10 protein-coding genes are annotated in these 13,323 nt (G+C 73.2%); 5 read left to right on the forward strand and 5 right to left on the reverse strand.

Going from position 1 to position 13,323, the window contains the following annotated elements:
- Positions 1-46: 46 nt before the first annotated feature.
- Together AB0472_RS34250 and AB0472_RS34255 are read right to left on the reverse strand one after the other, a co-directional pair.
- Positions 47-1,369: a nucleotide sugar dehydrogenase gene (locus AB0472_RS34250; RefSeq protein WP_366362318.1), complete on the reverse strand. Its 1,323-nt coding sequence runs from the start codon at positions 1,367-1,369 to the stop codon at positions 47-49.
- Between the two features lie 89 nt (positions 1,370-1,458).
- Positions 1,459-2,880: a glycosyltransferase family 4 protein gene (locus tag AB0472_RS34255; RefSeq protein WP_366362320.1), complete on the reverse strand. Its 1,422-nt coding sequence runs from the start codon at positions 2,878-2,880 to the stop codon at positions 1,459-1,461.
- A gap of 92 nt (positions 2,881-2,972) precedes the next feature.
- On the opposite strand from AB0472_RS34255, the gene wecB reads away from it, so the two are divergent.
- Genes wecB through AB0472_RS34275 form a run of 4 tightly spaced genes read left to right on the forward strand, consistent with a single transcriptional unit; the run spans position 2,973 to position 8,729 of the window.
- The gene (gene wecB / locus AB0472_RS34260; protein ID WP_366362322.1) at positions 2,973-4,082 is read left to right on the forward strand and encodes a UDP-N-acetylglucosamine 2-epimerase (non-hydrolyzing); all 1,110 of its coding nucleotides are present in this window, start codon (positions 2,973-2,975) and stop codon (positions 4,080-4,082) included.
- On the forward strand, positions 4,079-4,729 hold the full coding sequence (locus AB0472_RS34265) for a methyltransferase domain-containing protein (protein WP_366362324.1): 651 nt from the start codon (positions 4,079-4,081) through the stop codon (positions 4,727-4,729). The genes wecB and AB0472_RS34265 overlap by 4 nt, the downstream gene beginning before the upstream one ends.
- Positions 4,729-6,546 (forward strand): hypothetical protein, encoded by a 1,818-nt coding sequence (locus tag AB0472_RS34270; RefSeq protein ID WP_366362326.1) that lies wholly within the window; start codon positions 4,729-4,731, stop codon positions 6,544-6,546. Before AB0472_RS34265 ends, AB0472_RS34270 begins: the two co-directional genes overlap by 1 nt.
- The gene (locus AB0472_RS34275; RefSeq protein ID WP_366362328.1) at positions 6,543-8,729 is read left to right on the forward strand and encodes a glycosyltransferase; all 2,187 of its coding nucleotides are present in this window, start codon (positions 6,543-6,545) and stop codon (positions 8,727-8,729) included. Before AB0472_RS34270 ends, AB0472_RS34275 begins: the two co-directional genes overlap by 4 nt.
- A gap of 22 nt (positions 8,730-8,751) precedes the next feature.
- On the opposite strand, the gene AB0472_RS34280 is transcribed toward AB0472_RS34275, so the two are convergent.
- The 3 genes from AB0472_RS34280 to AB0472_RS34290 form a co-directional block, all read right to left on the reverse strand.
- A complete protein-coding gene (locus AB0472_RS34280; protein WP_366362330.1) occupies positions 8,752-9,753 on the reverse strand; it encodes a fatty acid desaturase in 1,002 nt (333 codons plus the stop codon).
- 198 nt (positions 9,754-9,951) lie between these two features.
- Positions 9,952-11,313, reverse strand: coding sequence for an MFS transporter (locus tag AB0472_RS34285; protein ID WP_366362332.1), 1,362 nt, complete (start codon positions 11,311-11,313; stop codon positions 9,952-9,954).
- A 222-nt stretch (positions 11,314-11,535) separates the two neighbouring features.
- The gene (locus tag AB0472_RS34290; RefSeq protein ID WP_366362334.1) at positions 11,536-12,201 is read right to left on the reverse strand and encodes a TetR/AcrR family transcriptional regulator; all 666 of its coding nucleotides are present in this window, start codon (positions 12,199-12,201) and stop codon (positions 11,536-11,538) included.
- A 174-nt stretch (positions 12,202-12,375) separates the two neighbouring features.
- On the opposite strand from AB0472_RS34290, the gene AB0472_RS34295 reads away from it, so the two are divergent.
- Complete coding sequence (locus AB0472_RS34295; RefSeq protein ID WP_366362336.1) at positions 12,376-13,257, forward strand: shikimate dehydrogenase; 882 nt, start codon at positions 12,376-12,378, stop codon at positions 13,255-13,257.
- The last annotated feature ends 66 nt before the right edge of the window (positions 13,258-13,323 follow it).

A 13,323-nucleotide genomic window follows, 5' to 3' on the forward strand; every position in this document is an offset into this window, starting at 1 on the left:
GCCCTTCGACTCCGAGCCACGGAAGGGGAGTTGCTCCACAGGTCGGCTACAGCACCTCGACACCGGGCCGGAAGATCCGCCCCCGGGTGTCGAAGAGCAGGCGGGCCTCGTCGCCGAGGACCGGGAGGTCGTACGCGGAGTGGTCCTGGAGCAGGATCGTCAGGTCGTGCGAGCGCACCGCGGCCATGACGTCAGTGACGCGCGGCACGGCCACCCCGTCCACGAACCAGGCCGGTACGAACGGGTCGTGGAAGGCGATCTCGGCCTCCCGCTCCCGCAGCAGCCGGGCCACCGGCACCGCCGGTGCCTCGCGCTGGTCGGCGACGTCCGGCTTGTAGGTGACGCCGAGGAGCAGTACCCGGGAGCCGTGCAGCGCGCGGCCCTCGTGGTTGAGCAGGTCCTGGGCGCGCCGGACGACGTACTCCGGCATGTGCGCGTTGATCTCCCGGGCGAGTTCCACGAACCGGAACTCGTATCCGATCGAACGCACCTTGTAGGACAGGTAGTTGGGGTCGATCGGGATGCAGTGACCGCCCACCCCGGCGCTCGGCCGGAAGGGCTGGAAACCGAACGGCTTCGTCCCGGCGCAGCGGATCGCGTCCCACACGTCGACGCGCAACTCACGGCACAGAATGGCCAGTTCGTTGACCAGCGCGATGTTGACGTGCCGGTAGGTGTTCTCCAGGAGCTTGGCCATCTCGGCCTCGCGGGTGCCCTTCGCCTGCACGACCGTGTCGACGAGCTTGCCGTAGAAGGCGGCGGCCTTCGCCGCGCACGCCGGGGTGCAGCCGCCGACCACCTTGGGTGTCTGGCGCAGCCCGTGGGTGGTGTTGCCGGGGTCGATGCGCTCCGGGGAGAAGGCGAGTGCGAAGTCCTCGCCGGCCCGCAGCCCGGACTCCTCCAGGAGCGGTCTGACGATCTCCTCCGTGGTGCCCGGATAGGTGGTCGACTCCAGGACGACGAGCCGTCCGCGGCGCAGCCGGCCCGCCACCGCCCGTACCGCGGAGGTCACCGCGCTCAGGTCGGGGCCGCCGTCCTCGCTGAGCGGGGTCGGCACGCAGATCACCACGGTCTGCGCCCGGGCCAGGCACTTGTCGTCGGTGTACGCGGTGAACCCGGCCGCCCGCATCCGGGCGACGTCCTCGTCGGAGACGTCGTCCACGTGCGAGTGCCCGGCGTTGAGGCCCTCCACGACCCGTGGGTCGAGGTCGAGCCCGGCCACTCTCAGGCCGACCAGCGACGCCTCCCGCGCGAGCGGGAGCCCGACGTAGCCGAGCCCGATGACGGCCAGTTCGAAACTGTCGGTCTGTTCCTCATCCCCGAGCGATGCGCTCGATTCCCCGAGCGGTACGGCCTTTTCGACCTGCATAGGGATTCACTCCGCCCTCGACGGCAGCAACGGCAGACGCCGTATGGATCCGAAGAGCCCGGACGGTGAGCGGTTCCGGGCGCGGGGTCTCAGACACATCCAAGAGCGCGGTACGCGTCTCGGGTCGTGGCAGCGACCCTTTTCCAGGTGCGTTCACGCGCCACCAGCGCGCGGGCGGATGCTCCCCATTCATCCCGCCGTTTTCGACTGTAAAGCAATACTTCGAGAGCTTCTGCCCAAGCCTGTGGAGATCCGGGAGGGACGAGCCGCCCGTTCACGTCGTCCTGGACCAGTTCCCGTAGGGCGGTGAGATCACTGGCCGCCACGGGAACACCGCTCGCCATCGCTTCGACCGGCTTGAGCGGGGTGACCAGACGGCAGACCCGTTCGTCGGTGCGCGGGACCGCGAAGACGTCCAGAACCGCGTGGTAGGCGCGCACTTGGCGGTGCGGCACGCGGCCGGTGAACAGGGCCGTGCCGTCGCCGAGACCGAGCCGTCCGGCCAGCTCCTGGAGCCTGCCGCGCTCGGGCCCGTCGCCGACGATCAGCAGCCGCAACGGGACCCCCCGGCGGCGCAGCGCGGCACCCGCATGGAGCAATGTGCCGATTCCCTCGTGTGGAGTAAGGCTGCTCACGGTGCCCACCACGAAGTCGCCCGCGGCGATCCCGAGCCGGGCACGCAGTCCCGCCCCGTCCGGCAGCGGGGCGAGGAAGCCGTCGTCCACCGCGTTGGGCACGATCAGGACCCGCTCCCCGGGCACCCCGCGGGCCACGATCTCGGCCTTCATCGCCGCGCCCAGGGTCAGCACCAGATCGGCCCCGCGCATGCAGTACGTCTCCAGGGCACGCCGGGCCCGGTACGAGGGGTCGTCCGCACTGCGGCCGGGCGCCTGGGTCAGCCAGGTCTCCTCCAGGAAACCCCGCACCTCGTACACCACCGGCAGCCCGTAGGTCTCCCGCAGGGCCAGCGCGATCCGGCCGTTGCCGTGGTCGGTGGCCGCGTGCAGCACGGCGGGCCGCAGCCGCTCCACCAGCCGTCCGGCCAGCTCGGCGTTGCGGGCCAGCACCGCCCCCGGCCCGTGGGGCAGCGCGTACGGCAGCAGCCGGTGCTGCGGCACCCCGTTCACGACCTGCAGCGGACGGGCGTCCAGGACGCCCTGCGCCACCGGGAACCCGATCCGGGTCACCACGTGCGGGTCGAGCCCGGCGCCCCGCTGGGCCTCGGCGAGCGCCTGGGTGCGCACGGTGTAACCGGCGTGCTTGAACGGCAGCCCGTTGGTGACCAGATGGAGCACCCGGCCCGGCTCGGGCCGCACCGGCCGCCCGGCGGGCGCCGGCACCCGGGCGGCGGACGGGGCGGTGGTGGGCCCGGCCGTACGGGCCCGGCCGGCCAGCTGCTTCTCGACGGGCTCCAGCCCGCGCCGCACCCGCCCCGGCAGCAGCCGCACGGCGAGCAGCGCGGCCCGGGCGGGGTCGTGCCGCAACTCGCCCCAGGCGACGGATGCGGCCAAGCTGATTGCACGGGGGATACGACGCGGCTGGTGCCGGGACGGACGTCGGGCCATGTCGCCAAGGTAGGCCGACAGAGCGGAGAACGTACGACATGAACGGCCGCGTACTCCATGTCGTAGGGACCAGGCCGAACTTCGTGAAGGCCGCGCCCGTGGTCGCCGCCCTGCGCGCGACCGGGCACGACCAGGTCCTGGTGCACACCGGTCAGCACTACGACGAACGGATGTCGCACGTCTTCTTCCGGGAGCTGGGTCTGCCCGCCCCGGACACCGACCTCGGCGTCGGCTCCGGCAGCCACGCCCGGCAGACCGCCGACCTGCTGGTGGCCCTCGAGGCCGAGCTGCCGGCCCACGCCCCGGCCCTCGTCGTCGTCTACGGCGACGTGAACTCCACCCTGGCCGCGGCCCTCGTCGCCGCCAAGCTCGGCATCCCGGTCGCCCATGTCGAGGCAGGCCTGCGCAGCTTCGACATGGCGATGCCGGAGGAGGTCAACCGGCGCCTGGTCGACCAGCTCGCCGAGCTGCTCTTCGTCACCAGCCCGGAAGCCGTCGGCCACCTCGCCCGCGAGGGCGTCGACCCGGGCCGGGTGCACTTCGTGGGCAACCCCATGATCGACACCCTGCTCACCCATCTGGAGCATTTCGACCCGGCCGCCGCCCGCGCCGCCCACGCGCTGCCCGAACGGTACGGCGTGGTCACCCTGCACCGCCCGGCCAACGTCGACGACCCCGAGGCCGCCGCGGCCGCCGCCCGCGCCCTCACCGAGGCCGCCGGCCACCTGGACCTCGCCGTGCCCCTGCACCCGCGCGGCCGCGAGGCGCTGCGCAGGGCGGGCCTCGCCGACGCGCCCGGCATCCACCTCCTCGAACCGCTCGGCTACGTCGAGTTCATGGGCCTGGTCCGCGGTGCCGCCGCCGTGATCACCGACTCGGGCGGTGTCCAGGAGGAGACCACCGTGCTCGGCGTGCCCTGCCTGACGCTGCGCACCACGACCGAACGCCCGGTCACCGTGACCCACGGCACCAACCGCCTGGTGAGGCACGGCGAACTGGTGCCCGCCCTGCGCAAGGTCCTCGACGGGCAGCCGGCCGCCGGCCCCGAGGGACCACCGCTGTGGGACGGCAAGGCCGGTCCCCGGATCGCCCGCGTGCTCACCGAGTGGCTGGAACGCCACGACCACCGAGTGGCTGGAGCGCCATGACCGACGCCACCCGCACCTGCGCCGAAGCCCCCCTCACCTACTGGGACACCCGGCACCGCGAACGCGACGACCTCGCCTCCGGCGGCCACATCGGCCTGGACCGGCCCGGCAACGAGATCTTCTACGCGATCCGGCTCGGCCAGCTCCTCACCCTGATCGGCGACCTGGCCAGCCCCGCCGCCCCGCTCTTCGTCCTCGACGCGGGCTGCGGCAAGGGGCACTTCGCCCGCTCGCTGGCCCGCTGCGGCCACCACGTCGACGCCTTCGACGCCAGCGGGACGGCCGTCGCCCACGCCCGGACCGAGGGCGGCGGCCCCCGCTACGCCGTGGCAGGCCTCGACGAGTGGCGCAGCCCCTGGCTCTACGACGTGGTGCTGTGCGTGGACGTCCTCTTCCACCTCCTGGACGACGCCCAGTGGGCGGCGAGCCTGCGCAACCTCGCCTCACTCGTCCGGATCACCGGCCGGCTGATCGTCACCGACGAGAACACCGACGAACCCGTACCGCGCGGCGACTACATCGTGCACCGGCCGATCGCCGCCTACCGCAGGGAACTCGATCCCCTGGGCCTGCGCCACACCCTCTTCCGGCCCTACGGCTTCCGTGAGAACCGGGTCGGCTTCCATGTCTTCACAAGGACCCGCTGATGCGCCTGACCGATCTGCTCCACCCGCACCTGGACGACGTGACCTCGGTCGTGGACGCGACGAGCGGCGGCCTGCGTCTGGACCCCTATCTGCACCTGCCGCCCGGCGTCGAGCTGCGGCGGCACCAGGAACCCGTCGGCGAAGGGGAGCTGATGCTCCTCTGCTACGGCCCCGACCTCGCCCTGCACGGCGCCGAGGCGGACTGCCTCGCCGCACTGGAACGGATGCGGCCCGGCGGCCGCGGCCTGATCGTCTTCGGCCACCCCGGCACCGACCTGCCCTACCACCGGCTCCTCGACTCCCTGGTGGCACACCGCTGCCAGGTGCTGCACGCGGCCGCGCTCGGCTACACCCACCTGCACTCCGGCGCGGTGTTCGCGTGCACCGAGGAACTCCTGCCGCCGCACGACTGGTTCGGCCACCCGCTGCCGGCCGACGGCTTCGCCACCGCCCTCAGGATCGCCGACGAGTACGTCCTCGCCGACTTCGTCTCCCGCTCCCAGCGGGCCCGCCTGATCGACCTGGAGCGGGCCGCCGAGGACACCGCCCGCGCGCTGGAGAACGCCCGCGAGGACGGCCTCGCCGAACGGCTCGCCGCCGCGCTCCGGGACAAGGACCAGCTCTCCTCCGCGCTGCGCCGGGCCCGGGAGCGGACCGGCGTCCTGGAGGCCCGGGTGGCCATGCTGGAGGGCTCCACCTCGCTGCGGGTCGGCAAGGCCCTGGTGTCCGCGGCCCGGTCGCCGAAGCGCCGCGCGGCCCAGCTGCCCGGCGAGCTGTACGGGCTGTGGCGGCAGCGGAAGGCCAAGGGCGGCCGCCCGGCCGGCCCGCGGCCCGCGACCGTCGCCCCCGCGCCGGAGCCGCAGGCCGACGACCGCTTCCACCTCGCCCACCGCGCCCTGTCCGTGGCGCCCCGCGACCGGCTGGTGATCACCGGCGTGCTCACCGACGGCACCGCCCGGGACTTCGCGGCGGACGCCGTGGTCAGCCGGGTGCTGCCGCACGACGGCCGGCTGCTGGTCGAGCGCACCGACCCGGACGTCTTCCTCGTCCAGCTGAGCGCGTGCGCGGCCCAGGAAGGGCCCTGGTCGCTCACCGGCACCGGACTCGCCCCCGACCTGGACCGGCGCCTGGCCGAACTGGTCGCACAGGCAAGGGGGCTGGGCCGCACCGCGGTGCTGTGGCGGGACGGCCCGGCGTCGTCCGCCCCCGGCCTGTCCCTGCTGCCCTGGGACACCGTCCTCGACGGCGACACCGGGACGGCGCTGTTCCGCCTCGACCCGGTCACCGACGGCCGGGACCGGCTCCGGGACGTCTTCCTCCAGGACAGCACCCGCATCCGGCTGGCCCGGCTCGCCGCCCTCATCGGCGGTCCCGACCCGCTCGCCGAACGCCGGATCGCCGTCCTCGCCGCGCCCCGCGACGCCACCGACGTGGCCCGGCTCGTCGCCCAGGCGCTCGGCCAGCTGCACCGGCCGGCCGAGGTGGTCGTCGCCGACCCGGCGGGCCTCGCCCTCGACGAACTCACCGCCGCCTCGGTCGCCGTGCACGCCGGACCGCCCACCGCACCCTGGGTCGCCGACTGGACGGACCTGACCGAGGACCGCCCGGACACCCTCCTCCTCGACCTGCTCTGCGCCCAGGAGTTCTCGGGCGCCGACGCGGTGGGCCACACCCCCGCCGCCGACGACTACGCCTTCGTACCGGCTCTGAAGCCGCTGCTCGTGCGCCGGTCCCTCCTCGACACCGGCACCCCGCCGGACACCTGGTCGCGGGCCGGGCACCGCCTGTTCGCCGTGCGTGGAAAGGAACCGTCATGACCCGCACCCTCAGGGCGCTCGTCTACGGCGACGTGGACCTGAACCTCATCGACGGCTCCGCCGTCTGGGCCCAGTCGACGGTCCAGGCCCTGTCCCGTGCCGGCTGCCGGACCCGCCTCGTCCTCAAGGCCCCCGTCGAGACGGGCAGGCTGACCGACCCCCTCGCGGGCCTGCCCGGCGTCACCGTGGTGCGGCCGTACGAGGAACACCTCGTCCCCGGTCAGGGCGCGCACCCGCTCTCGCCCTTCCAGGCCTCGCAGCTGCTCGCCCGGCTGGACGCCGAGGAGCCCTGCGACCTGCTGGTGCTGCGCGGCCGCCGGCTGGTGAAGCAGATCGTCGGCGACGGCGCGTTCGACGGCCGGATCTGGGCCTACCTCACCGACATCCCGCAGTCCCCGGCCGACATGACCGAGGAGGCCCGCGCGGACCTCGCCCGCATCGCCGCCGCCTCCCGTCAGCTCCTGTGTCAGACGGAGGAGTTGCGCTGCTTCCTGGAGGCCTGGGTGCCGGAGGCCTGCGGCCGGTCCGTGCTCTGCCCACCCGCGGTGCCCGAGCCCGGCTTCCCGGTGCCGGACCGGAGCGGCCTGCACGGTCCCGTACGCCTCGTCTACACCGGCAAGTTCGCACCCCGCTGGAACACCCTGCCCATGACGCGGCTGCCCGCGATGCTCGCCGAACGCGGGATCAGGACCGAACTGCACACCGTCGGCGACAAGATCCACACGGATCCGGGGCACCCCGGCTTCGACACCGCCATGGCCGAGGCGCTGCGCACCACCCCCGAGGTCGTCCACCACGGCGGCGTGCCGCGCGATGAGGCGATGCGCCTGGCCGCCGACTGCGACCTCGGCCTCGGCTGGCGTCACGCCTCCCTCGACGCCAGCCTCGAACTCTCCACCAAGGTGCTGGAGTTCGGGTCTCTCGGCCTGCCCGTCGTACTCAACCGGACCCCCGCCCACGAGGCCCTGCTCGGCGCCGACTACCCCCTGTTCGTACCGGGCTCCGCCACCCTCGCGGACGCGGCGGACGCCGTGTCCCTCGCCGTACGCGACACCGCGGCCCGGCACCTCGCCGCCGACCGGTGCGCCGCGGCCGCCCGGGAGTACACCATGGAGGCGGCGGCGGCCCGCTGGCGCGGCCACCTCGACCGTGCCTTCCCCGCCGCACCCGCCGCCGTCACCGGCCGGGCGCGCCCGCTGCGGGTCGGGGTCGCCGGCCACGACCTGAAGTTCCTCACCCGCCTCCTCGACCACCTCGGTGCGCTGCCCGGCCTCGACGTCCGGATCGACGCCTGGCCCGCGCTCGCCCGGCACGACGCGGCCGCCAGCCGCGAACTCGCGGCCTGGGCCGACGTGGTGGTCGTCGAGTGGTGCGGGCCGGCGGCCATCTGGTACAGCCGCCACAAGCGGCGCGGCAGCCGGCTGATCGTGCGCCTGCACCGCTTCGAACTCGACGCCGGATACCCGCGCCAGGTCGACGTCGACGCCGTCGACCGGGTGGTGTGCGTCAGCCCCTACTACGCCCGCGCCACCCGGGACCGCACCGGCTGGCCCGCCGCGAAGATCACCACGATCGGCAACTGGGTCGACGTCGACCAGCTCGACCGGCCCAAGGCACCCGGCGCCCGCCACCGCCTCGGCATGATCGGCATCGCCCCCAGCCGCAAGCGCCTCGACCTCGGCCTCGACGTCCTCGAAGCACTCCGCGCCCGCGACCGGCGCTGGCACCTCTCGGTCAAGTCCAAGCCGCCGTGGGAGTACTGGTGGATCTGGAACAAGCCCGAGGAGCGCGCGCACTACGACGCGGTCCTGCGCCGCATGCAGACCTCACCGTTGCTCGAAGGGGCCGTCGTCTTCGACGAGTTCGGCCCCGACGTCCCCAACTGGCTGCGCCGCGTCGGCCACGTCCTGTCCACCAGCGACGACGAGAGCTTCCACCTCTCCCCGGCCGAGGGCATGGCCTCCGGCGCCGTCCCCGCGCTGCTGCCCTGGCCCGGCGCGGACGAGATCTACGACCGGCGCTGGATCCACGACACCCCGCAGGCGATGGCCGACGCCGTCGCCGGACTCGCCGAACAGGACGACTGGCAGTCCGCCGGGGCGGCGGCCCGCGAGCAGGTACGGGAGGGGTTCTCGCTGGAGCGCGTGGCGAGGGAGTGGACGCAGCTGCTGGTGTCCGGGTGAGACACGCGCCGACCGAGGGGGGTCAGGCCGCCGACTCCTGGTGACCGGCCGGCTCGGGGAGCAGCCGGGCGGTGAGGCGGTCGGCGGTCGGCCAGCGGACGTCGTAGGCCCAGCCGAGCTTCTCGAAGATCCGGATCAGCCGTGCCGACGGGTCGAGCTGGCCCGGCAGCACACCGTGGCGCGCGCCGGTGGGGTCGGCGTGATGGGAGTTGTGCCAGCTCTCGCCGAAGGACAGCAGGGCCAGCGGCCAGAAGTTGGTGGCCTTGTCGCGGCTGGCGAACGGGCGCCTGCCCGCGACGTGGCAGACCGAGTTCACCGACCAGGTGACGTGGTGCAGCAGGGCCATCCGCATCACGCCGGCCCAGAAGAACCCGGTCAGCGCACCGGCCCAGGTGCCGGTGACCAGCCCGCCGACCAGCGCGGGGGCCAGCAGCGAGGCGACGGTCAGCGGCCCGAAGAGCCGGCCGACGACCCGCAGGTCGCGGTCGGCGTCGATGTCGGGCGCGAACCTGGCCCGGTTGCTCAGCTCGCGCTTGAGCATCCAGCCGATGTGCGCGTGGAGCAGCCCCTTGAGCAGCGCGCGCGTGTCGGTCCCGAAGCGCCAGGGCGAGTGCGGGTCGCCCTCGCGGTCGGCGAAGGCGTGGTGGCGCCGGTGGTTCGCCACCCACTGCACGGGCGAGCCCTCGACCCCCAGCGAGCCCGCGACGGCCAGCGCGATGCGCAGCCCCCGCTTCGCCTTGAACGAGCGGTGCGTGAAGAGGCGGTGGTAGCCGACCGTGAGGCCGAAGCCGGACACGAGGTAGGCGATCACGGCCATGGTGACGTCCAGTGCCGACAGGCCCCGCCCCCACAGCAGTGGCACCGCGACGACCAGGCAGATCAGCGGGCCGACCACGAAGATCCACATCGCGGCGCCCGCCGCGGCGTTCTGCGGGGCGTCCAGGAGCGGCCGGGCTCCGGCTGCGGTGTCGGCGTCGCCTTGGGCGACGGTCTGTTCGGGACGGTCAGCTGTGCTCGGGTTCATCGGTTCCCCGCCGTTGCTCAAGGATGTCGGACACGGTGCCGCCTGCGCCCCACGGTCGCACCGCACGGCATCCCCGCAGGTCGTCGCGCATGTCCAGGGTGTGAACGGCGCGGGACCAAATCTCCTTCGGAGGAACGGCGACGGTCCGCCCGGGCACCGGAGGCCCGGGCGGACGACTGCCCGCTGCCCGGCGGGGGCTCAGGCCGTCACGGTCTTCGGCCGGGACGCCTCGCGGGCGGTGCGGGACCCGAGGTCCTCGGTCGCCACCGTGTGGGTCTCGCGGGCGGACAGCGCGGCGATCACCGGCGGTACGCACAGCGCGGCCGTGAACAGCGCCACCGCCGCCCAGTCGTCGCCGCCCGGACCCGCTATCCGCGCCGCGAAGGTCACCGCGAACCCGGCCACCGCGAACCCGATCTGGGTACCGATCGCCATGCCCGACAGCCGCACCCGGGTCGGGAACATCTCGCCGTAGAAGGACGGCCAGACCCCGTTCGCCGCGCTGTAGACGACACCGAAGGCGACGATCCCGAGCAGCATGACCAGCGGGTACGAACCGGTGGAGATCGCCCACAGGTAGCCGGACATCGCCACCGCGCTGCCCACCGCGCCCACCAGGTACACCGGCCGCCGGCCGATCCGGTCCGACAGCGTCGCCCACGCCGGGATCGCGCCCAGCGCCACCAGGTTCGCCAGCGCACCCACCCACAGCATCGACGTCTTCGACATCCCGACCGAGTCGCTCGTCGCGTACGCCAGCGCCCATACCGTGAAGATGGTGCTCACCGAGGCGATCAGCGCGCCCCCGACCACCCGCAGCACGTCCGCCCAGTGGTACCGCAGCAGCGTCACCAGCGGCAGCCGTACGACACCCTCGGTCGCCGCCTGCTCGGCGAAGGCCGGGGTCTCCTGGAGCCTGCGCCGGATGAACCAGCCGACCACGGCCACCAGGACACTCAGCCAGAACGGCACCCGCCAGCCCCAGGACATCAGTTGCTCCTCGGGCAGTTGGGAGACCGCGATGAAGACCAGGGTGGCGATCAGCTGACCGCCCTGGGTGCCGCCGAGCGTGAAGCTGGTGAAGAAGCCGCGCCGGTCCGGCGGCGCGTGTTCGAGGCTCATGGAACTCGCGCCGGCCTGCTCGCCGGCCGCCGAGATGCCCTGCAGCACCCGGCACAGCACCAGCAGCACCGGCGCGAGGCCGCCCACCTGGGCGCGGGTCGGCAGGCAGCCGATCAGGAACGTCGACAGGCCCATCAGCAGCAGCGTGAAGACCATGATCTTCTTGCGGCCGACCCGGTCCCCGAAGTGCCCGAGGAACAGGGCGCCGACCGGGCGGGCCGCGTACGCCACCCCGAACGTGGCCAGCGACAGCAGGGTGGCGTTGGCCGGGTCCGACTCGTCGAAGAAGACCTTGGGGAAGATCAGCGCGGCCGCGCTGCCGTAGATGAAGAAGTCGTAGTACTCCAGGGCGCTGCCGATCCAGGCGGCCAGGGCGGCCTTTCTCGGCTGGCCATCGGGCGGTTCGGCGGTGGCGGCGGGCTGGGCGGGGACGGACACGGCGGTGCTCCTTCGGGGGACTCCGGCGTGGGCGGAGTGAGCGGCGGGGGAGAAGGCCGGTTCCCAGGGATGACGGGGACGGCGCACCAGGGGGCCGAGTGCTAATTAACCCACTGGATAGTTAGTCGCGATGGGTACGGATGTTGCGCTCGCGTTTCCCCGGTGTCAAGAGGTCGTGCCGGTGCCGTACGGTCCCCACCCGGTTTCCGCCGTCCGGCGCGGTCAGTCCGCCGCGCGCTCCGCGGTGAGGTAGGCGATCACCATGTCGCCGAGCATGGCCCGATAACGCGCGCGCCGCGCGGGGTCCACCAGGTCGCGGCCGAAGAGGGCGCCGAAGGTCGCCCGGTTCGCCACCCGGAAGAAGCAGAAGGAGCTGATCATCGCGTGCAGGTCGACGGCGTCCACGTCCGCCGTGAACAGGCCCGACTCCTGCCCGGCGGCCAGGATCCGGCGGATCACCTCCAGGGCCGGGGAGCCGATCCTGCCGAGCTTCTCGGAGGCCGCGATGTGCTCGGCGCCGTGGATGTTCTCGATGCTGACCAGCCGGATGAAGTCCGGGTGCTGCTCGTGGTGGTCGAAGGTCAGCTCGGCGAGCCGGCGGATCGCCGCGACCGGGTCCAGGTGCTCGACGTCCAGCTGCTGCTCGGCCTCGCGGATCACGCCGTACGCGCGCTCCAGGACCGCCGTGAACAGCTGCTCCTTGCCGCCGAAGTAGTAGTAGATCATCCGCTTCGTGGTGCGGGTGCGGGCCGCGATCTCGTCGACGCGGGCCCCGTCGTAGCCGGCCCGGGCGAACTCCTGGGTGGCCACGTCGAGGATCTCGGCCCGGGTGCGGGCGGCGTCACGGAGCCGCCCGTTGGTCTGTGCCGGTTCGTCGACGCTGGTCATCGGGTTCCTTCGGGTTCCTGTCGGGTTCCTTCACGGGGGAGTCCGGTGCGGAGATTCTAGAAGCCCGAACGGGAGGTGTTGCAGGCGAGGTCTTCCCCCGTGGCGGTCGCCGGTGTTATAGCTAACGTACTAGTTCGTACATTAGCTGTTCGTGTCGCCGCTCTGGAGGGCCACGTGGCCAAGGACTCGTATCTCGTCGGACTGATCGGTGCCGGTGTCGGCCCGTCGCTCAGCCCTGCCCTGCACGAGCGCGAGGCCGACCGGCAGGGACTGCGGTACGTGTACCGGCTGATCGACATCGACGTGGTCGGCGTCCCGCCGGAGGGCGTGGGAGAGCTGGTGCGGGCGACGCGTGATCTCGGCTTCGACGGGCTGAACATCACGCACCCCTGCAAGCAGCTGGTCATCGAGCATCTGGACGCCCTCTCCCCACAGGCCGAGGCGCTCGGCGCGGTCAACACGGTGGTGTTCGAGGCCGACGGGAGGACCGTCGGCCACAACACGGACGTGACCGGGTTCGCGGCGTCGTTCGCACGCGGGCTGCGGGACGCTTCGCTGGAGAGCGTCGTGCAGCTCGGTGCCGGGGGCGCGGGGGCCGCGGTGGCGCATGCGACGCTCACGTTGGGGGCGGAGCGGGTCACCCTGGTGGACGCGCTCGCCGACCGGGCCGTCGATCTAGCGGGCTCGCTGAACCGGCACTTCGGCGCGGGGCGCGCGGTCGCCGCGACGCCGGACCGGTTGCCGCAGCTGCTTGCGGGCGCCGACGGGCTCGTGCACGCGACGCCCACGGGGATGGCCGCGCATCCGGGGCTGCCCTTGCCTGCGGAGTTGTTGCGCCCCGGGTTGTGGGTGGCCGAGGTGGTGTACCGGCCGCTGGAGACCGAACTTGTCCGTACCGCAAGGGCGTTGGGATGTGCCGTGCTCGACGGGGGCGGGATGGCGGTGTTCCAGGCCGTGGACGCCTTTCGGCTGTTCACGGGGAGGGAGGCGGACAGCGGGCGGATGCTGGCCGACATCGCGGAGTTGGCCGGGTCCGTGGAGCGCAATGCCGTGTGATCGCCGCGGGTTGTCCGTGGCTGGTCGCGCCGTTCCCCGCGCCCCTGAAAACAGGGACGCCGCCCC

The sequence above is a fragment of the Streptomyces sp. NPDC086777 genome, from assembly GCF_040702065.1.
Taxonomy (GTDB): domain Bacteria; phylum Actinomycetota; class Actinomycetes; order Streptomycetales; family Streptomycetaceae; genus Streptomyces.